Origin of the sequence: Flavobacterium aquariorum, from assembly GCF_003254745.1 — a bacterium.
Lineage (GTDB): Bacteria > Bacteroidota > Bacteroidia > Flavobacteriales > Flavobacteriaceae > Flavobacterium > Flavobacterium aquariorum.
Genome location: NZ_QKXH01000005.1, coordinates 1 through 23,830, shown reverse-complemented (window position 1 = coordinate 23,830; position 23,830 = coordinate 1). Strand labels below are relative to the sequence as shown.

Annotated in this window: 14 protein-coding genes; 11 read left to right on the top strand and 3 right to left on the bottom strand. The window is 37.2% G+C overall.

What is annotated here, in order from left to right; all coding sequences use genetic code 11:
- The first annotated feature begins 3 nt into the window (after nucleotides 1-3).
- The 11 genes from DOS84_RS08820 to DOS84_RS08770 all read left to right on the top strand — a co-directional run bounded on the left by DOS84_RS08820 (nucleotide 4) and on the right by DOS84_RS08770 (nucleotide 14,831).
- Entirely contained in the window at nucleotides 4-1,332 is a 1,329-nt protein-coding gene (locus DOS84_RS08820) for a sugar porter family MFS transporter (protein WP_111409768.1), read from the top strand.
- Entirely contained in the window at nucleotides 1,329-2,252 is a 924-nt protein-coding gene (locus DOS84_RS08815) for a carbohydrate kinase family protein (protein ID WP_111409767.1), read from the top strand. Before DOS84_RS08820 ends, DOS84_RS08815 begins: the two co-directional genes overlap by 4 nt.
- Nucleotides 2,249-4,012 carry a glycoside hydrolase family 13 protein gene (locus DOS84_RS08810; protein WP_111409766.1) on the top strand — a complete coding sequence of 588 codons (1,764 nt, stop codon included), beginning with the start codon at nucleotides 2,249-2,251 and terminating at the stop codon, nucleotides 4,010-4,012. The genes DOS84_RS08815 and DOS84_RS08810 overlap by 4 nt, the downstream gene beginning before the upstream one ends.
- Nucleotides 4,013-4,025: 13 nt before the next feature.
- The gene (locus DOS84_RS08805) at nucleotides 4,026-5,762 is read left to right on the top strand and encodes a glycoside hydrolase family 13 protein (protein ID WP_111409765.1); all 1,737 of its coding nucleotides are present in this window, start codon (nucleotides 4,026-4,028) and stop codon (nucleotides 5,760-5,762) included.
- A 24-nt stretch (nucleotides 5,763-5,786) separates the two neighbouring features.
- Nucleotides 5,787-7,490, top strand: coding sequence for a glycoside hydrolase family 13 protein (locus DOS84_RS08800; RefSeq protein WP_243636341.1), 1,704 nt, complete (start codon nucleotides 5,787-5,789; stop codon nucleotides 7,488-7,490).
- A 183-nt stretch (nucleotides 7,491-7,673) separates the two neighbouring features.
- Nucleotides 7,674-8,225 carry a hypothetical protein gene (locus DOS84_RS08795; protein ID WP_111409763.1) on the top strand — a complete coding sequence of 184 codons (552 nt, stop codon included), beginning with the start codon at nucleotides 7,674-7,676 and terminating at the stop codon, nucleotides 8,223-8,225.
- A 352-nt stretch (nucleotides 8,226-8,577) separates the two neighbouring features.
- Nucleotides 8,578-9,783 (top strand): hypothetical protein, encoded by a 1,206-nt coding sequence (locus tag DOS84_RS08790; protein WP_165830416.1) that lies wholly within the window; start codon nucleotides 8,578-8,580, stop codon nucleotides 9,781-9,783.
- A gap of 21 nt (nucleotides 9,784-9,804) precedes the next feature.
- The gene (locus tag DOS84_RS08785) at nucleotides 9,805-10,716 is read left to right on the top strand and encodes a hypothetical protein (protein WP_111409761.1); all 912 of its coding nucleotides are present in this window, start codon (nucleotides 9,805-9,807) and stop codon (nucleotides 10,714-10,716) included.
- Between the two features lies 1 nt (nucleotide 10,717).
- Nucleotides 10,718-12,274, top strand: coding sequence for a vanadium-dependent haloperoxidase (locus DOS84_RS08780; protein ID WP_111409760.1), 1,557 nt, complete (start codon nucleotides 10,718-10,720; stop codon nucleotides 12,272-12,274).
- Between the two features lie 428 nt (nucleotides 12,275-12,702).
- A complete protein-coding gene (locus tag DOS84_RS08775; RefSeq protein ID WP_111409759.1) occupies nucleotides 12,703-13,722 on the top strand; it encodes a LacI family DNA-binding transcriptional regulator in 1,020 nt (339 codons plus the stop codon).
- 86 nt (nucleotides 13,723-13,808) lie between these two features.
- Nucleotides 13,809-14,831 (top strand): LacI family DNA-binding transcriptional regulator, encoded by a 1,023-nt coding sequence (locus DOS84_RS08770; protein ID WP_111409758.1) that lies wholly within the window; start codon nucleotides 13,809-13,811, stop codon nucleotides 14,829-14,831.
- Between the two features lie 70 nt (nucleotides 14,832-14,901).
- Here DOS84_RS08770 and DOS84_RS08765 read toward each other — a convergent pair whose 3' ends face one another.
- Genes DOS84_RS08765 through DOS84_RS08755 form a run of 3 tightly spaced genes read right to left on the bottom strand, consistent with a single transcriptional unit; the run spans nucleotide 14,902 to nucleotide 23,802 of the window.
- Nucleotides 14,902-16,848: an OmpA family protein gene (locus DOS84_RS08765; RefSeq protein ID WP_111409757.1), complete on the bottom strand. Its 1,947-nt coding sequence runs from the start codon at nucleotides 16,846-16,848 to the stop codon at nucleotides 14,902-14,904.
- A gap of 11 nt (nucleotides 16,849-16,859) precedes the next feature.
- Nucleotides 16,860-17,789 (bottom strand): PorP/SprF family type IX secretion system membrane protein, encoded by a 930-nt coding sequence (locus tag DOS84_RS08760; RefSeq protein ID WP_111409999.1) that lies wholly within the window; start codon nucleotides 17,787-17,789, stop codon nucleotides 16,860-16,862.
- 37 nt (nucleotides 17,790-17,826) lie between these two features.
- Nucleotides 17,827-23,802: a T9SS type B sorting domain-containing protein gene (locus tag DOS84_RS08755; protein WP_207802036.1), complete on the bottom strand. Its 5,976-nt coding sequence runs from the start codon at nucleotides 23,800-23,802 to the stop codon at nucleotides 17,827-17,829.
- Between the last annotated feature and the right edge of the window lie 28 nt (nucleotides 23,803-23,830).

The window sequence follows — 23,830 nt, the reverse complement described above, 5'->3', positions numbered from 1 at the left end:
AAGATGAACAATGTACAAAAATGGTCCATAACCGTAGCGGTCGCCGGTTTTTTATTTGGTTTTGACACTGTAGTTATATCAGGCGCCAACTTACCTATCAAAGAATTATGGCACACAACTCCCCTATTTCACGGATTATTCATCATGTCGATGGCATTGTGGGGGACTGTTTTAGGCGCATTGTTTGGTGGCATTCCCTGTGACAAATGGGGAAGAAAAAAAACCTTGTTATGGATTGGAATTTTATTCTTAGTATCTGCATTAGGTTCGGCACTGGCTCCCAATCCGTATGTTTTTTCTTTTTTTAGGTTTATAGGTGGAATTGGGGTTGGAGCTTCTTCGGTGGCAGCTCCTATTTATATCTCCGAAATTTCAAGTGCCAAAAACAGAGGAAAACTAGTTGCTCTTTTTCAATTCAATATTGTGTTTGGAATCCTAATTGCTTTTTTTTCCAATTATCTATTTGAAGGTTTTAGCGGTGTAAATGATTGGCGATGGATGATCGGGATTGTAGCATTACCAGCATTAATCTACAGTATCATTGTTTTTCAAATTCCAGATAGTCCCCGTTGGTTAATTTTAAACAAAAAGGATGATGCTACAGGATTGAAAGTTCTTGAAATGATTTATGCTAAAGAAGAAGCTTTGGAAAATTTTAATGAAATCAAAAAGGATGTAGTTGACTCCACTGAAAAAGAAAAATTATTTACCCAAAAATACAAATGGCCAATCGTTTTGGCTTTCTTAATTGCTTTCTTTAACCAACTTTCCGGCATTAATTTTATTTTATACTATGCTCCGGAAATCTTGGAAATGGCAGGATTAGGTTCAAAAGAATCCTTAATGAATTCGATACTCATCGGTGCCATTAATCTTATTTTTACCATTATTGGCATGCGCTTGATTGATATTTTAGGTAGAAAACTATTAATGACAATTGGCAGTATTGGTTATATTTTGAGCTTATGCATAATCGCTTGGGCTTTTAATACTAATGCCGGGCCGGTTGTGCTATTAACTTCCATTCTTCTCTTTATCGCTTCGCATGCCATTGGACAGGGAGCCGTAATTTGGGTCTTTATATCCGAAATATTTCCAAATACTGTTCGTGCTCGAGGGCAATCCTTTGGCACAGGTATTCATTGGATTTTTGCAGCATTAATTACTTTACTAGGTCCAGTTGTTATTGATATATTTCACGAAAACCCTTGGCCTATTTTTGCCTTTTTTGCGTTCATGATGGTATTGCAATTGACATTTGTCTTATTCATGATGCCCGAAACCAAAGGATTATCACTTGAAGAATTAGAACAAAAAATGATCACCGAATGAAAGCAACAAACCAAAAAATCAGCGTAGTATGCTTTGGAGAAGTCTTGTTTGACGTTTTTTCAACTCATAAAAAAATTGGAGGAGCACCATTAAACGTGGCTATCCGACTGGCTTCTTTGGGAATACAATCTCAAATTATTAGCCGAATAGGAAATGACGAAATAGGAAAAGAATTACTACAATACATTAAGGATCACAAAGTAAATTCGGATTCCATTCAAATTGATAAAGACTTAAAAACAGGCGAAGTCATTGTACAATTGAACGACAAAGGCTCCGCTTCGTACACCATTAATTATCCTGTAGCTTGGGACAAAATTATCGAAACACCAGAAGATGAGATTATTGTAAAAAAAGCCGATGCATTAGTTTTTGGCAGTTTAGTTTGTAGAGACAGCGTCTCACAAAACACTTTGTTTGAATTAATAAATTATGCAAAATATACTGTTTTTGATGTCAATCTGCGTGCTCCCTTTTACACAAAAGAATTACTCAATCATCTGATGCATGAAGCCGATTTTATAAAATTTAATGATGATGAAATCTATGAAATAAGCGAATATCTCCAATCGCCTTTCCATTCATTGGAACAAAACATCCTTTTTATAGCAGAACAAACCAGCACCAAACATATTTGTGTTACCAAAGGCAGTCATGGAGCTGTTTTATATTACAACAATCAATTCTACTACAATAGTGGTTACAAAATAAATGTCGCTGATACTGTTGGAGCTGGGGATTCTTTTTTGGCAGGACTTTTAAGCAAATTATTAGCCAAAGAAGACCCTCAAAACGCCATAAATTTTGCTTGTGCAATCGGAGCATTAGTGGCACAAAAAGAAGGTGCCAATCCCAAAATCAACGAGTCAACCATTGATTCTTTTATGAATCCTATAAAAAATAAACAACAACTGAAATGAAAAAAAACATCACAATTTCGCTCGTAGTAATTACACTAATTAATATCCTTTGCAATACTTTGACAGCTCAAGAAAAAAAAGCTCCAATAGACCGAAAATGGTGGAAAGAAGCAGTCGTTTACCAGATTTACCCACGAAGTTTTAAAGACTCTGATGGTGATGGCGTAGGCGATTTGAAAGGAATTATTTCCAAACTGGACTACTTGAAAAGCTTGGGTGTCGATATCATTTGGCTGAATCCCATTTACAGCTCCCCAAATGCTGATAACGGTTATGACATTTCTGATTATCAAAATATAATGAAAGAATTTGGCACCATGCAGGATTTCGATGCTCTGTTAAAAGGAATGCATCAAAGAGGAATCAAACTCGTAATGGATTTAGTTGTCAATCACAGCAGTGACGAACACAAATGGTTTCAAGAAAGCCGCAAATCACGTGACAATCCATACCGCGATTATTACCATTGGTGGCCAGCCGAAAAAGGAAAACCTGCTTTTCGTCCAGGAGCATTTGAAGCCGATGGAAGTGGATGGAGATATGACAAAACTACCGATTCTTATTACCTGCATTATTTCAACTTCAAACAACCCGATTTGAATTGGGAAAACCCAAAAGTAAGGCAAGAAATTTACAGCATGATGCGTTGGTGGTTGGATAAAGGTATCGACGGATTTCGAATGGATGTGATTCCTTTTATTTCAAAGGACCCCAATTTTCCAGTAATTACACAAGCAGAATTAGACAAAAATTACCATGGCCGTTGGGATGTTTATATGGGAAGTGGTCCTCATTTACATGAATATCTTCAGGAAATGAATCGTGAAGTTTTAAGTAAATACGATTGCATGTCATTGGCCGAAGGCGCAGGAATGCTTACCTCAACAGCTTTGAATTTTGTGGATGCCGACAGAAAAGAGTTGAACATGGGCTACCATTTTGAAGGAACCAATTTGGGATATGTTCCTGGTTACTTCAAAAAAGCGGGACCATATTCCTTAGTCGATTTCAAAAAAATATATTCGGATTGGGATGCCGTTTATCAAACAAAAGGTTGGGGAACCATCTATTTAGGCAATCACGATCAGCCTAGAATGGCAACCCGATGGGGAAATGATTCTCCAGAGTTTCATGATTATTCCTCAAAACTACTGACTACCTTTTTGCTTTCAATGAGAGGAACTCCATATTATTATAACGGAGACGAAATTGGAATGGTGAATGCCAAGTTTGATAAAATTGAAGATTATCGTGATATTGAAGTTTTTGCAGAATACGAAAAAGTAAAAAATGCAGGTGGCGATCTAAAACAATTCATTGAAGATCAAAAAACAGGCGGAGCAAGAGATAACGGAAGAACTCCTTTTCAATGGAATAGTTCAACCAATGGAGGGTTTACCACTGGAACTCCTTGGTTAAAAGTAAATGACAATCACACTACTTTGAATGCTGAAGCTCAAGACAAAGACCTCAACTCGGTGTTGAATTATTTTAGAAAAATGGTAAAATTACGTAAAAACAATCTTGTACTAGTTTACGGGAAGTACACTCTTTTGGACAAAGACAATCCAAATGTATATGCCTACACCAGAGAATTAGACGGCAAGAAAGTATTGGTGCTATTAAACTTTAGTGATAAAAATGCTTCCGCAAATACTGGAATCAACATTTCGAAAGCCAAAGTTTTAATCAATAATTATGCAGCACCATCAAAAACGGGAGAACTTAGACCGTATGAAGCGATTCTTTACCAACTTTAAAACTAAAATAAATATGAAGTTAAATCATTTTTTATTTTTATGCATAGGTTTAATCCAATTCTCATCTACAACTCTTACTGCTCAAGACAATAAAACACTACTATTGAAAAACGTAGACACAAAATGGTGGAAAGAAGCTGTGGTGTATCAAATCTATCCACGCAGTTTTAAGGACAGTGATGGAGATGGTGTTGGGGATTTAAAAGGGATTATATCTAAACTGGATTATATAAAAAGCCTAGGAATTGATGCTGTTTGGCTCAATCCTATTTATGCTTCACCAAACGATGACAATGGTTATGATGTTAGCGACTATAGAGCTATTATGAAAGACTTTGGAACCATGGAAGATTTTGATCTCATGTTGAAAGAAATGCACAAACGGGGCATCAAACTCATCATGGATTTAGTGGTGAATCACAGCAGTGACGAACACGAATGGTTCAAACAATCCAGAAGCTCAAGAGACAATAAATACCGGGATTATTACCATTGGTGGCCAGCCGAAAAAGGGAAACCTCCTTACAGATGGAGTTTTTTTGATGTTAATAGTGATGCTTGGAAATACGATGCTCAAACCAACTCGTATTATCTTCACTATTTTTCACAAAAACAACCCGACCTCAACTGGGAGAATCCAAAAGTTCGAGAAGACATTTATGATATGATGCGTTGGTGGCTGGATAAAGGCATTGATGGCTTTAGAATGGATGCCTTTCAGTTTGCTTCCAAAGATACTACATGGCCAGAACTACCAAAAGGTTATGAAAAAAATATTATAAAATACTACGGAGTTGGACCTCATTTACACGATTATTTGCAAGAAATGAACAAAGAAGTTTTCAGTAAATATGACATCATGACTGTTGCCGAAGGCGCCGGAAGTTCGCCTCAAGACGCCATGCTTTTTGTTGATCCTGCTCGAAAAGAATTAAACATGGCTTATCATTTTGAAAGTGTCGATATTGGAAAACATTTAAGTGATTTTGGACTGATCAAATACAAGGCTATTTTTTCTCGATATGATAAAGAATTTAAGGATAAAGGTTGGTTGGCTATTTTTCTAGCCAATCATGATCAGCCGAGAATGGTGAGTAAATTTGGTAATGATTCGCCTGAATTCAGAACTATATCCTCCAAAATGCTTTCCACTTTTTTAATGACGATGCGTGGAACTCCCTATTATTATTACGGAGATGAATTGGGGATGGACAATATTCGTTTCAACAATATCAATGACTATCATGACCTTGACACTCGTAACAAATACATTGCATTAAAAAACAAAGGAGGAGATTTGGAAGCTTTTTTAGAAGGTGAAAAACAAACAGCCAGAGAAAACGGCAGAACACCTTTCCAATGGGATGCCAAGAAAAATGCAGGTTTTACAACAGGAACACCTTGGCTTAAAGTCAATCCAAATTACACTACCGTAAATGCTGACCAACAAGAAAAGGATCCTAATTCGACATTGAATTATTTTAGAAAATTAGTTCAATTGCGCAAAAAGAATCCCACTTTAGTTTATGGCAAATTTGAATTGATTGACGAAAACAATCCTGCTATCTTTGCTTACACAAGAGAATTGAATGGAGAAAAATTACTAATCGTTTTAAATTTTACATCCAAAAATGCTTCCGTAAAAACAGGAATCAACATCAAAGGAGCCAAAGTTTTAATGAACAATTATACTACTCCATCAAAATCCAAAGAATTACGACCTTATGAAGCTGTAATTTATCAGCTATAAATTAAAAAATAAAATTATTTCATTTTGAATTTTTCAACAATCAACAACGATCAAAATCACATTATTTCACCAATTGATAAAAAATGGTGGAAAGAAGCCGTCATTTATCAAATATATCCTCGCAGTTTCAAAGACAGTAATGGTGATGGAATTGGCGATTTAAAAGGTATTATTTCCAAATTGGATTACCTCAAAAATTTAGGGATTGATGCCATTTGGATCAACCCAATTTATGAATCTCCCAATGACGACAATGGTTATGATGTGAGTGATTATTGCTCGATTCTTGCCGATTTTGGCACTATGGAAGATTTTGATTTGCTAATGAAAGGTTTGCAAGAAAAAGGAATCAAACTCATTATGGATTTGGTATTCAATCACAGCAGCGATGAGCATTTTTGGTTTCAGGAAAGCCGAAAATCTAGAGACAATCCTTATCGAGACTATTATTACTGGTGGCCAGCCGAAAAAGGAATTCCTCCTTACCGCTGGAGTTGGTTTGATGTAAACAGCAATGCTTGGAAATATGATGAAATTACCGATGCATATTACTTGCATTATTTTTCACAAAAGCAACCTGATCTCAATTGGAACAATCCAAAAGTACGCCAGAAACTGTATCAAGTAATGCGATTTTGGCTGGACAAAGGCATTGATGGGTTTAGAATGGATGCTTTTCAATTTATTTCCAAGGATGATTCTTTTCCCGAATTGCCATCTGAAATTTTGGGCAACATACCCGAAATCATGAAATTTTACGGAAGGGGCCCACACTTACATGAATACATTCAAGAAATGAATCGCGAAGTTTTGAGTCAATATGAAGTAATGACGGTTTCTGAAGGTGCTGGTGCATCTCCCGAAGAAGCGATGCTTTTTGTAGATCCAGACCGGAATGAATTGAGTATGGCCTACCATCTGGAAGGTGTAGAAATAGGAAAACACCTTGACGAATATGGTTTTGTCAACTACAAAAAACTCTATTCCAGATGGGATGAAGGGTTTAAGGACAAGGGTTGGCTTTCCATTTTCTTGGCCAATCATGACCAACCTAGAATGGTGAGTAAATTTGGCAATGATGCGCCCGAATTTAGGGAAGTATGTTCCAAAATGCTTTCCACATTTGTCATTACAATGAGAGGGACGCCTTATTATTTTCAAGGAGATGAATTAGGAATGATCAATATTCGTTTTGACAATATTGACGACTATAATGATATCGACACCAAAAATAAATACATTGCTATACAAAGCGAAAATGGAGATTTGAAGGCTTTTCTCGAAGAACAAAAACAAGCTTCAAGAGAAAATTCAAGAACACCAATGCAATGGAATACTAATGAAAATGCTGGCTTTTCGAATGGGAAACCGTGGCTAAAAGTGAATCCAAATTACGTAACCATCAATGCTGAAGCCCAGGAAAAAGATCCCGATTCGACATTAAATTATTTCAGGAAATTGGTTCAATTACGCAAACAAGAACCAACATTGGTTTATGGAACGTATACCTTATTAGATGAAAACAACGCAAAAGTATATGCTTATCTAAGAACATTTGAGGGTAAAAAAATAATTGTTTTACTTAATTTTTCGCCAGAAAGAGCTGACTATAATTGTGGGTATAATTTAGAAAAATCAACCGTATTACTTAACAATTATTCAACTTCAAAAAAAACAGCTGAGTTGAGACCTTTTGAGGCACTTGTTTTGGCAGTAAATGAGTCTTAATCATATATTTTAAAACTAAAACAGCAAAAAATATTTTGTGAAAACACAAACAAACAAAGCAAAAACCTTTTTTTAATACAAATAACAAAATAAATTAACTTAATTTATATTAAATTAAAATTTATTTCTTAATTATTTATTTTAATCACCAATAATCAATATTAATTGTTATTTTTGGAACGAATGAAAAAAATAGCTTACATATTACTATTTACCACTTTGCTTGCAAGCTTGTTTTACAATGCATTAGGCTATCGCATGCTTTTTGCTTTTGATCAAGAGCAAGAATGGGTAACGGCTATGAAAAAAATTCCAGATCCTGAATTTAAGGTAATTCATCTGAACGCTTCATTGTATACTTTTGCAGATGATACCGAATTAGAATACGTAAATGAAAACATTTCAATCAACAACAAAAACTACCATATTTTCAAAAAACAAATCAAGGACAATATCCTTAATTTATATTATCTTCCGAACGTTAATTCTTCTTTATCAACACAAGAAATTGAAGACATTGTAGACAGTCAACTTTTTAGCGGCAACAACGAAAACAAAGGATCTTCAAAAAAAATCGTTAAGTCGTTTACGGTAGATTATTTTATACAATATCCAGAGTCTATTACAATTACTAATACTACAGATTTCAAATCAATTCCTTTAATTTCTTTTTCAAAAGAGAAATTGCATGCTGGATTTGTACCTTCTTTTTACTCTCCTCCAGACTTAGTTTAGTTTTTTATTATTTATAGAAAAAAGCAAAGACTACTATCATTTGACATTACCCTTTATTCGTATTTATTGTAAGTCCTTCATGACCAATCATCAATTATTATGATTGAAATTATTTTGAATGGACATATTTAAAATATTCGATTAATCGGATTCAACAATTTACATTCTGCTATTTTAGAGTTTAATTGTTATCAAATTCAATTTTACAGTCCTCACTTTTTTAACTAAAAAATCAAAAAAACCTAGCGATTTTAGCTAAAATTATTTTTAGTGCCTACAAAACATTTTTGTTCAGAACAAACTTGTTCAATATATCGCATAGGTCCAAAACTAAACAAGTAAAACCTAAATTTTGAAAAATTCAAACTCTTTTATACATATTGCATTTGCCTTTATCCTAACATTTGTTATAACCGTTCAAACTCAAAAAATGAACGCTCAAGGATGCGTAGCCGTCCGACAAATGGGAGGACTTAACATGACTTTAACCAACTCTTATAATTTAAACAAGGGTGATTTTCAAGTAGGCGGAAATTATCGTTATTTTCACTCTTGGAGACATTTTATCGGTAAAGAAGAGCAACCACAAAGACAAACCACAGGAGGAGGACTAGATGAAAACGGAAACGAACGTGGTAATGCTGTGAATATTTATTCGCACGCTATTGATTTAAACATTTCTTACGGATTAACCGACCGTATTCAATTGAATGCTACATTACCCTATGTCAACAATGAACGTTCCCAGGTTTTAAAACAAAATCCGACAACCAAAAACTATCGCTATAGCGTATATGCTGATGGAATAGCGGACATCCGCTTGAGCGCTAATTTTTGGATATTTGATCCCGCAAAAATGCCAAAAGGAAATATCATGGTAGGTTTAGGAGTAAAACTAAACAATGGTAGCCATAACGAAATGGACAATGCACCGCAAACTGACGGAAGCATACAAAGTGTTGTAATGGACCAAGCAATCCAGCCCGGAGATGGAGGAATAGGTATTATCTCAGAACTCCAACTTTTTAGAAAACTAACTGACCGTCTTTACGGTTTTGCCAATGGATATTATTTATTCAATCCAAAAGAATCTAACGGCACATTCAAATCAGCTCCTAAACCTGGCTTAGAAGGATATGAAATATACGCCTGTCCTGATCAATATTTTGCCCGTGGCGGACTAATGGTTGCCGTGGACAAAAACCAGAATTTCAATGTTTCTTTAGCAGGTCGTATCGAAGGAATTCCTGCATATGATGCGTTTGGCGGACAAGTTGCTTATCGTCGCCCTGGTTATGTAATAGCTGTAGAATATGGTTTTGCTTACACACTAGGTCGTCACGGCTTTAGTTTATTCATTCCTTACAACATTGTAAAAAACCGTATTCAAAGTGCGGCAGATATTGCTGCGCAAGATTTAGCAAACTCAACCATAACAGATCCAAGTAAGTACGTTCACATACAAGGCGACGCTGCTTTTGCTGACTATTCTTTTAATGTGGGATATTATTATCGTTTTGGACTTGGAAAGAAAAAACATGTAACAGTTAATTTATAAAATTTAAAAAAGGATTAAAACATGAAGAAAATTTATTTAGGTTGCTTTTTACTCGGCACTTTTTTTGCAAATGCTCAAACAGAGATTGACGCTATTATGATGAGCAAAAATCGATTCTGCGTTGGTTCCGTCTACCAATACAGCAGTTGGGATAAGTATTGGGAAGGAACTAACAAAAGAGAAAATTTGAATTTGGGCAAGGTTTCTACTCAATCCATTGGCGTTATGGGCAACTATGGAATCACCGACAAACTTAATGTTTTATTCAATATTCCCTATGTCATAACAAATGCTTCAGCTGGCACCATGAAAGGACAAGAGGGCATTCAAGACCTTTCTTTGACGGTAAAATACATGCCTTTTGAAAAGAAAATTAAAAACGCTACTTATTCACTATATGCTCTCGGAGGTTATTCTACTCCTGTTTCCAATTATACTGTTGATTATTTGCCATTAAGTCTAGGCTTAGGCAGTCAAGTAGCATCCTTTCGATTGATGGGAGATTATCAAAGAGGTAAATTCTTCACTACGGTTTCTGGCGCTTACTTATTTCGAAGTAATGTTACTATCGAAAGAAACACTTATTATACCAATGAAATGCATTACACCAACGAAGTGGATATGCCAAACGTCATCAACATAAATGCCAGAGCAGGTTATCGTTCAGACAGATTGATTGCAGAAGCAATTGTTGACAACTGGGTTACACAAGCCGGCGGATTTGACATAACTCAAAACAACATGCCGTTTCCCAGCAATACCATGAATGCTTTACGATTGGGAACAAACATAAAATACACTTTAAAAAAGATTCCGGAACTCGCCTTTATCGGAGGAACAAATTATGTGATTGACGGCAGAAATGTTGGCCAATCAACTAGTTTTTACGGAGGTGCATTTTATGTAATCAATTTTAACAAAAAAGCGAAATAAGATGAAAAATAAGATTCAAATAACTATTTCAAAAAGTCTATTAATACTTTTGGTAGCATTCAACTATGCCTGCAATGATGACATTACTGAACGTAACAATCAATTCCCTCAATTAAACCCAACAAACGCAGATGAACTTGCAGGAACATGGAAACCTATACTATTAACTTCTCCCGATGAATTCCCATTAGACGCTCCTATAGCAACAACATTACCAGCCTACACTAGAGAAATAAACGAAATTAAAAGCTACCAAGCCAATATTACCAAAGATCAACAAGCCATCATTGATTATTGGAGCGTTGGCGGAGTCTTACGTTGGAATGAAATCATGAGAACTCTAGTTGCCAAACACAATCGCCCACCTTTTCAAAATCCTGATGGAACCTACCCTATTCCATCTGGCGCAAATCCTTTTGCAAATCCAGAATTTCCATTTTCAAATCCACCATATTCTGCCAGAGCTTATGCTTATGTAAGTGCTGCACAATATGACGCAATGATTGCTGCATGGCATTACAAAAAACTTTACAATAGACCAGCTCCATTTGTTGTAGATGCAACTTTACCTGTTTTAATTCCAAAAAGCAGTTTGCCGTCTTATCCTTGCGAAGATGCTGTTTTGGCAGGAGTTACAGTTGAATTATTAAAATTATTATTTCCAACCGAAATTGCTTTCATTCAAGAAAAAGCCGAAGAAGAAAAACTATACCGAATTATTAGTGGGGCCAATGTACGTAGCGATGTCGATGCTGGAATAAGTTTAGGTAAAAAGATAGCAGCCAAGTTTATCGCGCGTGCTTCAACAGATGGAGCTGGAGCTGCTGTCGGCAATCAAGACTTATGGACCTTACTCGAGACGCAAACGGCAGCAACAGGGGAAACCCCATGGAAATCATTGGAACTACCGGCAAGACCTCCAATGTTGCCTTTGTTTGGAAAAGTAAAATCTTTCTTGATGACCCCTGCTATGGTTGTAGCCAGTCGTCCAGGACCGCCTCCTTCTACAAAATCGGAACAATTTGCAAAAGAATTGGCAGAAATAAAAGCATTCAGCGAAGACAATTCCAAAAAACATCAAGAAATTGTTACTTTTTGGGCGGATGGCGTTGGAACTTACACCCCTCCAGGACACTGGAATGCCATCGCTGCCGAAGCATTTGTAGAACAAAACTATAGTGAAGTAAGATGGGCAAGAAATATGGCTTTATTAAACCTCTCTATGATGGATGCCGCAATAAGTTGCTGGGATGCAAAGTTTTTCTATTTTAATCCAAGACCTACTCAAATGGATTCATCTATAAAGACGACAACGGGAATTCCTAATTTCCCAGCATATGTATCTGGACACTCTACTTTTAGTGGAGCAGCCTGCACCGTTTTGTCACATATCTTACCAGCTAAAACAGAAAATTTCAAGGCATTAGCGCGAGAAGCATCAGACTCAAGAATGTTTGGAGCCATACATTACAGAAGTGATTGCGAAAAAGGCTTGATTCTTGGTGAAACAGTTGGTAACTTTGCAGTGGCAAGAGCCAAAATAGATGGAGCCGAATAATTTAATTTATTAAATACAATATATTATTTAGTTACACAGTCTTAGATGGATAAAATTATGGGTCTTTAATTGACTGAACACTTTTAAAACCCTGTTTTATTTAGTTAATAGTTTGGTTACTATGTTTAAAACAAATTCTAAGGCTGGTAGCTATTTAAAATACCTTTTGGAACAAAAACCTACTCAAATCCTCACAAAACACTAAAAGTTAGTGAAATAATTTCAATAGAAGCTTAACATAATATTAGACACCTTTTTTAGCAATTGATTATTAGGTGTTTAAAAAAAGCCTATCTTATATTTTAAGTAAAATATATCTCAAACTGTTACTTGAAAAATGGAAATACAATAAATAAATTGTATGTTTGTTTTTCAAATAACAGTTTTTTTTTGAAAAGAACTAGGTTTTAAAATTTGGGGATCATATTATGAAAAATGCCACACTCAAACAAATCGCAGACCAGTTAGGCATCTCCATCACTACTGTTTCAAAATCGATTAAAAACTATCCTGACGTAAGCCCAGTAACAAAGAAAAAGGTTATTGACTTAGCTACTTCTCTTAATTACACCCCAAATAGTTTTGCAGTAAACCTTAGAACCAAAGAGTCTAAAACGATCGGACTAATTATACCAACTGTGGATTATCATTTTTTTTCTAAAGTATTTCAAGGAGTATTGGAGGAAGCCGAGAAAAGAAATTACTTAGTTATCATTTTAAGGTCTAATGAAAAATTAGAATTAGAAAAAAAACAGCTTGAATTACTATTAAATAAAAGAGTGGATGGGATTATCATCTCACTATCAAATGAAACGGGCGAATTCGATCATATAAAAAACGTACTGGCACAAAATATTCCTTTGGTCCTTTTTGACAAAATTGCCAAATTAGTTAATTGTTCCAAAGTAACCATAAATGACAGAAAAGCGGCTTATGATGCAACCGCTTACCTTATTAAAAAAGGACGTAAAAAAATTGCACATTTCCGAGGATCTTATATGCCCCAAAATTCAATTGATCGATTTTTAGGATACAAGAAAGCATTGGAAGACCACAATATTCCCTATGACCCATCCTTGGTTTATGTTTGTGACAACAATGCCGACTTAGAAGATGGTTATGCAAATGCGATAAAAGCCATAGCGGAACACCCTCATTTAGATGGAATTTTCACAGTAACTGATATGGTTGCAGTCGGTGTTCTCAAATACTTGAATGAAGTGGGCATTCCAATGCCAAAACAAATTGCTATTGTTGGTTTTTGTAATTCCTTTGTCACCGAAGTAACTACTCCAAGACTTTCAACAGTTGATCAGCCTGGATTTGAAATAGGCAGAATTGCTGCATCGGTTTTATTTGATGAAATCAATTCAAAAAAGAGAAATGAGCCTATCGTTTTTCAATCCATAGAATTAGGAACATCTATTTTAGAAAGGGAATCCACTTAATTATTTATTCGATTATAATTAATATATTGCCGAAGCATTTTAAACACCAAAACTTAATTTCAAACTTAGTTTAGCCTCTTTTAATTATGAAAGACATTACTCTCAAAGAAATAGCGACTACATTAGGAATTTCAATTACTACCGTTTCAAAAGCTTTAAAAAACTACCCTGACGTAAGTGCCAAAACCAAACAGGCGGTAATTGACCTTGCCCAAAATTTACATTACACTCCGAATAGTTTTGCAGTAAACTTACGTACGAAAGAATCCAAAACTATAGGTTTGATTATTCCAGAGGTAATGCACCATTTTTTTTCGAATGTAATTAACGCCATTATAGACGAAGCTGAAAAAAATGGTTATTTGGTTATCATTCTACAATCCAATGAATCTATTGATTTAGAAAGAAAGCAAGTGGATTTATTAATTAATAAAAGGGTCGATGGTATCTTGATGTCTTTATCCAACGAAAGTAATTATGATGACCACATACAGCAGATCATAAACAGAAAAATTCCATTTGTAATGTTTGATAAGATATCCAAACTGGCTTCTTGTTCTAAAGTTATCATAAATGACCAAAAAGCTGGATTTAATGCTGTTCAACATCTAATAAATATAGGATGCAAAAAAATAGCCCATATTCGTGGGCCGCTTAATCCTCAAAATTCCATAGACCGCTTTATTGGATACAAAAAAGCATTAGAAAAAAACAACATTCCATACGATTCAAACCTTGTTTATACCTGTGACAAAGTATCTTTTCAAGAAGGCTACGATTTTACTGCACAAATAATAAAAGAACATCCAGATGTAGACGGTATCTTTATTATCACTGATTTGGCCGCCTCAGGTGTTATATCATATTGTAACGAAAACCAAATTAAAATACCTCAACAAATTGCCGTAATTGGTTTTAGCAATTGGTTCATGTCACAAGTAATTTCGCCAAAACTAAGTTCGGTTGATCAACCAAGCCATGAAATGGGCGTTGCATCCTTTAATTTATTATTGGAAGAAATGAATGCCCATAGAGACGAACTTCCTTTTACACCGAGAACCATAGAACTGGAAACCAATATTATTATACGAGAATCAACTACTCGGTAAGTATATCATAAAAAAACTTCGCACGGAATTACCTCAAAAAGAAGGGGTTTTTTGATAAATTCTTAATTAACTATTCGTGTATCGAAACAATAATGAATTCGCTTCGTCTATTGGCTTGATGTTCTTCTTCGGTACATTTCACCCCATCAGAACAATGATTTACTAACTGAGATTCGCCATAACCATTCCCTATTAATCGAACCGAATTGATGCCGTTTTTTATTAACCACTCCACTGTTGCTTTAGCTCTCTTATCTGATAATTTACTATTGTACTTAGCCGTCTGACGACTATCAGTATGCGAACGAACTTCTATTTTCATATCTGGATATTGTTGCATCACCGATAAAACTTTGGACAATTCGTAGGCAGCATCTTTACGAATGGACGATTTATCTAAATCAAAATAAACAATCGGAATATTCAATGTTTTTGCTAAATCAGTTCCCACTCCTACCGGCTTGATGCGTCGTTCCAACACCACAGGAAGGTCTTTACGACCAGAGAACATCTTGGTCACAACGGGAATTTCATTAGTCTGATATTCATCTTTCTCCCCCCTAACATAATAACTTTTACCACAATCAACCGGAAAACTATAATGCCCTTGCGTATCGGTTTGAACCACTTGCAACGGTTTGAAGTTGGCATCAAACAAACTCATCTTAGCATTAATCAAAATTTGGCCTGAATCTAAGTCGGTTACTAATCCTGAAAGTGTTTGTTCACAAGTCAGTTTTTTATTCTCCACAAATCGGTAAATATCATCGTATCCTTCACCTCCCGATCTATTAGAGGTAAAAAATCCGTTTCTGTTTTTGCTATTGATTAAAAAAGCAAAATCATCTTGGGTACTATTAATTGGTTCACCTACATTTTGTATATCATAAAAGCTATTATCTGTTCCGATTCTAGCAACAAAAACATCCAATCCACCTAGACCTGGTCTTCCATCAGAGGCAAAATATAATTCGTTATCATTGGAGATAAAAGGAAAGGTTTCCCTACCTTCGGTATTGACTTCCAGACCGAGATTCTCAGGAACTCCATAAGTACCATCACCATTTATTTTGACTCGAAACAAATCTGACTGTCCTAATGTTCCGGGCATATCCGAAGCAAAATACAACGTTTTTTCATCAGTGCTCAATGCGGGGTGTGCTACACTATATTCATTGCTATTGAATGGCAATTCCATAACATTACTCCATTGCCCCTCTCGATCGAGTGTAGCTTTGTATAATTTAAGTAAAGTATTTTTATTAGCATCTCTACCTCTTTTCCCTTCCAAAAAATTGTTTCTGGTAAAGTACATCGTTTGACCATCTTGTGTAAATATTGGAGTTGATTCGTTGAACTTGGAGTTAATCTTGCGTTCGAATCGTTCCGGTGTTCCCATTTCCCCATCGGGTTTAATCTCTGACCAATACAAATTGGTGAACGATTTATTGGTCCATTTGAATACTTTCTTAGAAACTCCTCCTGTGTCTCTAGCGGATGCAAACACTAATTTATTACCTAAAATTGAACTGCCATAATCGGAAAAAACTGAGTTTACTCCAGCATCAACAACTTCAAAACGACCAGAATTTGCTTTGATTTCGTCAAGGTAATTTCGATTGTCTTTGAAGAGTAGCCCTCGTTTATCGTTACTTGTTTTTTGATTGAACTGTTCGAGCATTTGATCTGCTTTACCATAATCACCATTGGACTTTAAAGTCTGGGAATAACGATAAAAATACTCCGGATCTTGATTAGGGTATAAAGTAAAAAGTTGATCATACCACTTCAAAGCTTGCGAAAATTCTGCTTTAAAATAATAGGAATTTCCTAATTTTTGAAACATTTTCTCGTCTTGATATCCTTTTGCCGCAACTTTTTCATAGTTATCTATCGCATCTACGTAAGCAAAACGATCATAATTTTTCTCAGCTTTGGTTACCGTAGATTTTTGGGCAAATCCATGCAAAAAGAAAATACTCAAGAACAAACTAAATAGTAATTTTTTAATTTTCATAGGTGTCGATTTTAGAAGAATCTTGGGGAGATAATTTTGTCATATTTATTAAACAATTCGTATCGCAAAAAGATTTCGTGAGAACCGGAATTGTATTTCGCAAATTCAGTGGTGTCAAAATCATAACTGTATCCAATAAACCATGAATCGCTTGCCTGAAATCCAACCATTGCGCTCATAGCGGCACTCCATCTATAAGCTAGACCTGCAACAAACTTTTCGTTCATCATAAAATTAGCCGACACATCGACTTGTAAAGGTGCACCTTGAACGTATTTGGTTTCCAAAGAGGGCTTCAATTTTAAGCTTGGACTCAAATCAAACACATATCCTGCAATTAAATAATAGTTGATTTTCTCTGTCGCAACATGGCTTGTCGCACTCGAGGTTGCTGATTTATCAAAATGTTCGGTCTCAATCAAATTCGGTGCCGATATTCCAATGTAGCTATTATCAGAATGCAAGTAGAATCCAACTCCAATATTCGGAGAAAATTTATTATCGATATTATCTTGATACGCATTTGGATCGCCAGGTTGATATGTAAGTTTACTAAAATCTACACTCAACAAATTGGCACTTGCTTTAATTCCAAAAGAGATTTTATACCTTTCAGATGCTGGTATTGTATACGAAAAATCTGCAGCAATATTATTCTCTGTAGAAATTCCAATTTTATCATTTACAACAGACAGTCCCAGTCCTACTTTACTTTCATTTAAAGGAGTATTAATAGAAAAGGAATTCGTCACTGGGGCTCCATCAACTCCAACCCATTGGTTACGATGCAACGCAAAAATACTCATTGCTTGTCGAGACCCGGCGTAAGCGGGATTCACCACTATCGTATTGTACATATATTGTGTATATTGAGCATCTTGCTGTGCAGAACTTACAATAGTGAAAAGCATTACTGCCAACCCGATTATTCTTGTTTTCATGTGTTGTTTTTTATTCATAATAGTTGGGCTCATTTGACTATTTTCTATTCAAATACAAGTAACCTGATTTCTCAAAAGCATTGGATTCACTGTCTTTGTATTTCAGTATGTAGAAATAGGTTCCTGCCGGCAATTCTTGTGATTTTTCTACAGTGACCCTTCCTTCAGAGGTTCCTCTAAACACGACATCATCATTGTTGTAATGTTCTCGCTCAAATACTAAAACTCCCCAACGATTAAAAATCTCTATTGAATTATCCTTGTAACATTCTATTCCCTGAATATATAACTTATCATATTTATCACTTCCGTCTGGTGTCACTGCATTATACACCTTAATTGCACATCCGGAAACTGTCAATACTGTAGGATTGTCATTTACAATATTTATGTTATCTGATTTATCCTCAACCACCCTATTATTAGGGCTGGTTCCAAAAACCGTTGCTTGGTTCGAAATAGATCCTTTGTTAATATCCGTTTGTTTAATCACATATACTCCTTGAAAATGGGTTGCATTGGTTTCTCCTATTGCCAATGTCAACGTGCTCCCTGTCATTACAACTCCCGGTAATGGATCTGATATGGTTACATTCGTCAATGGAACATTTCCAGTGTTGGTTATTTCAAAATTATACGTAATAGTTTCACCTACTTGTGAATAACCATCTGCATTCTCATCATTGAAATGAGCCGTTTTTACCAAAGCAATACTTGGACTAGAGACAAATACTGTTACAGTCGCCGTGCTGCAATTACTCTGATTCGCTTTTTCGCAAATACTGTACGTCAAAGTATAAGTGCCGCCAGGAATATTTGACAACGTATTTAACAATCCATTTGTACCCATTGTAAAATTAGGACTTGGAGTAAATGTCACGATTACATCAGACAGATTTATAGGCAATCCATTAAAAGTATCATTGGCAATAGCATTAAAGATTCCATTTGATGCTTTTAATCCATCTATTGTTCCAGCATCATCATTGTTTGCTACTATATCAACATATGTTTTACAACTAATTCCAAAATCCAGATCCAAATGAACTTTCTCCGTTGCTGAAAATTGTGCGTACAAAATATTATTCGTCGTTAATCCACAATCAACGTAACTTTTTGATTTATTAGCGTTGGCTTGTTTAAGAGTAGCGCTTGGTAATACTTTTACCAATCCAGATGCAGACATCGCTTCTGAAGCCATTTCGAAATTAGCTTCTTTTATAAACTCAATTTTATATTCCCCGTAAGCATCTTTAGGCGCTCTTGTTCTCCAATATCCTTCAACACCCATGGTTACACTTCTCGAGAATCCATTAGGACCTGTTACGAATATATTTGGAATATTGGTTGTCCCATTTCCGAAACCTGCCGCATTCAATTCTCCAGTATTTTCTTTTCCTTTATAACTACCGTCTCCATTGAAATCAATCCATTCCCATTTACTGTAATCGACAACTCCACTGGCATCTGGTAGATTTTGAGTCACAAGTCCGTCATTATTGGCATCATACCACTCGTCTTGTATTCCGTTATTATTTATGTCATACCATACAAAATCACCTAGTACTAATAAATCGGTTTTATCATACCCAAAATCAATTTTTTGATATTTACAATCTTCAACTTTTAATATCAGGAAACTAGGAGTTGTATTAAATAATTCTTGAGCCGCATTCAAATTAGCATCTTGAACTTGCAATACATAATCTCCGGGAATCATCCCTGAAAAAGCATACAAACCATCTGCTTTTGTTAAACTCAATAAAATAGGACCGGTTGTATTATTGATTGGTTTTAATGTAACTGGCACGTTGGCTAATGGTGTATTTGTCCCTGCATTATAAACTACTCCTGAAATAGCTGTAGACAAATTACAAATTACCGTTACTGCGACTTTTGCAGATGCACAATTATTAGCAATATTTATATCACAAATTGAATAAGTTAAACTATAAGTTCCTGCAGGCGTATTGGCCGCTAACTCAATAGTTCCGTCAAGTTTTAATTTCATAAATCCAGCAGAATCTGCTGTTACAGTCGATAATGTCACATTATTCAATGTGGCTTTGTTTAAATCTACAAAATCATTGTCCAAGACATTCATAATATTTTGAACACCAATACTACTTGTTATAGGACCTGCAAGATCATCACCTGCAAAAATTGCTGGTGGAGCAGGAGCAGGAATATCATTATCAGTGATGGTAGCCGTTCCTGTTACTGTTGGATTACTGGTGTTACCCGATGTCACAGTAGCGTTCAAAGTAAAACTCTCAGATGGCTCATCGATGGCGTCGTCTGTCGTCGGAACACTTACCGTTACGCTGGTTTGTCCCGCTGGGATTGTTACTGTCGTGGTGGTGACAGTGTAATCCGATGTTCCCGCTGTGCCTGTCGCCGTTACAACGTCAACAACCGTATCAACTGAACTTGCAACGTCTATCGATACCGTGAATACCGCATTGGTTCCTTCGGTAACCGTTAGGTTGCTAATGCTCACCGTTGGCGTGGCGTCGTTATCGTTTATGGTAGCCGTTCCTGTTGCTGTTGGATTACTGGTGTTACCCGATGTCACAGTAGCGTTCAAAGTAAAACTCTCAGATGGCTCATCGATGGCGTCGTCTGTCGTCGGAACGCTTACCGTTACGCTGGTTTGTCCCGCTGGGATTGTTACTGTCGTGGTAGTGGCAATGTAATCCGATGTTCCCGCTGTGCCTGTAGCCGTCACAACGTCGACAACCGTATCAACTGAACTTGGATTATCTATCGATACCGTGAATACCGCATTGGCTCCTTCGGTAACCGTTGGATTGCTAATGCTCACCATTGGTGCGGCTTCATCATCTACTATAGTTACTGTAGCTGTTTGAATACCATTTTCAGCAGCACAACCTCCTATTACACTTGTTATATTAGCAATAACTGATTCATTCCCTTCCGATATAATATCATCAATAGGATCAATACTTACTGTTCCTGACAAAGAACCTGCAGGAATTACAATTGAAATACCCGATGCATTATAATCTAAACCGCTTGCAGTGCCACTAAACGATAAATTTACAGTTACATCTTCATATGACAATGTTGATAAACTTGCTGTTAAATCAACAGTTACTATTGAATTTTCTAAAACATTTGTAGAACCTGATAAAGATACCGTCGGCGAATAAACACTTACCGTTCTTGTAACTGTTGCATCAGGACACCCGCCAGTTCCTATAATTTTATATGTTATGGTCGCTGTTCCTGATGAGATTCCAGTAATTAATCCTGTTACAGGATCTACTGTCGCTATTGAAGCATTACTACTAGACCAACTTCCACCACTTACGGTTGAACTAAATGTAGTAGTTCCGCTTACACAAATAGCTTGTGTTCCAGATAATGTACCTGCATTTGGAGCAGCATTTATGGTCAAATTAAACGCTTGCTTGACAGCACAACCAATTATGTTAGTCATTGTATATTCTACCGTTACCGTTCCTGCTATTTGTCCAGTTAAAACTCCACCAATTGTAATACTTGCTGTTCCTGTACCGTTGGTTACAGACCATGTTCCCCCTGCCATAGCATTTAAGAAAGTTACTGTTCCTGAACCAGCACATACATTAATTGAACCACCTGTGATTGCAGGTACAACTGGCAAGGCAATTACACTAACATCTCTTGTCGCAGTCACATCTGAACATACTCCAGTTCCCGCTACAGTATAAGTAATCGTTACTGTTCCTGCAGTTACTCCTGTAATAACTCCTGTTAATGAATCAACAGTCGCTTTCGAAAGATCTCCGCTAGTCCAAATTCCTCCTGTTACTGTTGAACTGAATGTCGTATTTCCTCCTACACAAACAGCTTGTATACCCGAAAGAGTTCCAGCACTAGGTTGTGCCTGCTCACTTACCACAACCGAGGCTGTCGCATCAACCGCACAAGGTGTCGTAGCGGCAACGGCATAAGTATAGGTTCCGGCTCCCGCCAACGCCGGTGTCCAAATCCCTCCTGCTGTTGGTGTTCCACCTAATTGCGCAAATAATTGTCCTGCAGTTACCGTACTACCTGAACAAATGGTCAAAGTACCATCCGTTCCAGCATCGGGTCTTGGCATTATCGCTACTGTAGTTGTTGCACTCAATGCACGTGTACAACTACCATTACTAACAGTTGTTAGATTCAATGTTGTGGCGGTTGTTATTCCTGTTATTGTAATATCTACAGTTCCTGCGGCTCCTATTGTCGCAGTGCCCGAAGCGGCTCCAGAATAGGTCACTATATTCCCTTCTGTGCCTGTTATTGTAAAGATAGCATCACTTCCTGAACAAACTGAACTGCTTGAACTAACAGTAGGGACCGCCGGGGTAACCAACTTATCCAGATTGCTGAACGAAGCCGAAGCCACCGAAGTACAGCTTCCGTTGTTTGAGGTAACCGTATAACTTGTGCCAAATACCATTGAACTTACCAATCCCGTGGCATCCACCGTTGGACCCACAGGACTGAAAGTATAAGTGTTTGTTCCAATGTAATTGCTGATCGTGCTTGTCCCCGCCGCCGCGCATGTTGGCGCAACAGAATCAATAGTAGGGACCGCCGGGGTAACCAACTTATCCAGATTGCTGAACGAAGCCGAAGCCCCTGAAGTACAGCTTCCGTTGTTAGAAGTAACCGTATAACTTGTGCCAAATACCATTGAACTTACCAATCCCGTGGCATCCACCGTTGGGCCTGCAGGGCTGAAAGTATAAGTATTTGTTCCAATGTAATTGCTGATCGTGCTTGTCCCCGCCACAGCGCATGTTGGCGCAACAGAATCAATAGTAGAAACCGCCGGAGTAACCAACTTATCCAGATTGCTGAACGAAGCCGAAGCCCCTGAAGTACAGCTTCCGTTGTTGGAAGTAACCGTATAACTTGTGCCAAATACCATTGAACTCAACAATCCCGTGGCATCCACCGTTGGACCCGCAGGGCTGAAAGTATAAGTGTTTGTTCCAATGTAATTGCTAATCGTGCTTGTCCCCGCCGCAGCGCATGTTGGCGCAACAGAATCAATAGTAGGAACCACCGGGGTAAGTAGTTTATCCAAATTGCTGAACGAAGCCGAAGCCACCGAAGTACAGCTTCCGTTGTTTGAGGTAACCGTATAACTTGTGCCAAATACCATTGAACTTACCAATCCCGTGGCATCCACCGTTGGACCCGAAGGGCTGAAAGTATAAGTGTTTGTTCCAATGTAATTGCTGATCGTGCTTGTCCCCGCCACAGCGCATGTTGGAGCTGTTGAGGCAACAGTCGGAATCGCCGGGGTAAGTAGTTTATCCAGATTGCTGAACGAAGCCGAAGCCACCGAAGTACAGCTTCCGTTGTTTGAGGTAACCGTATAACTTGTGCCAAATACCATTGAACTTACCAATCCCGTGGCGTCCACAGTTGGACCCACAGGACTGAAAGTATAAGTGTTTGTTCCAATGTAATTGCTGATCGTGCTTGTCCCCGCCGCAGCGCATGTTGGAGCTGTTGAGGCAACAGTCGGAATCGCCGGGGTAAGTAGTTTATTCAGATTGCTGAACGAAGCCGAAGCCACCGAAGTACAGCTTCCGTTGTTGGAAGTAACCGTATAACTTGTGCCAAATACCATTGAACTTACCAATCCCGTGGCATCCACCGTTGGACCCGAAGGACTGAAAGTATAGGTGTTTGTTCCAATGTAATTACTGATGGTACTTGTCCCCGCCGCAGCGCATGTTGGCGCAACAGAATCAATAGTAGGAACCACCGGGGTAACCAACTTATCAAGATTACTGAACGAAGCCGAAGCCGCCGAAGTACAGTTTCCGTTGTTGGAAGTAACCGTATAACTAGTGCCAAACACCATTGAACTTACCAATCCCGTGGCATCCACCGTTGGACCCACAGGGCTGAAAGTATAAGTATTTGTTCCAATGTAATTGCTGATCGTGCTTGTCCCCGCTGCCACGCATGTTGAAGCAACAGAATCAATAGTAGGAACCACCGGGGTAACCAACTTATCAAGATTACTG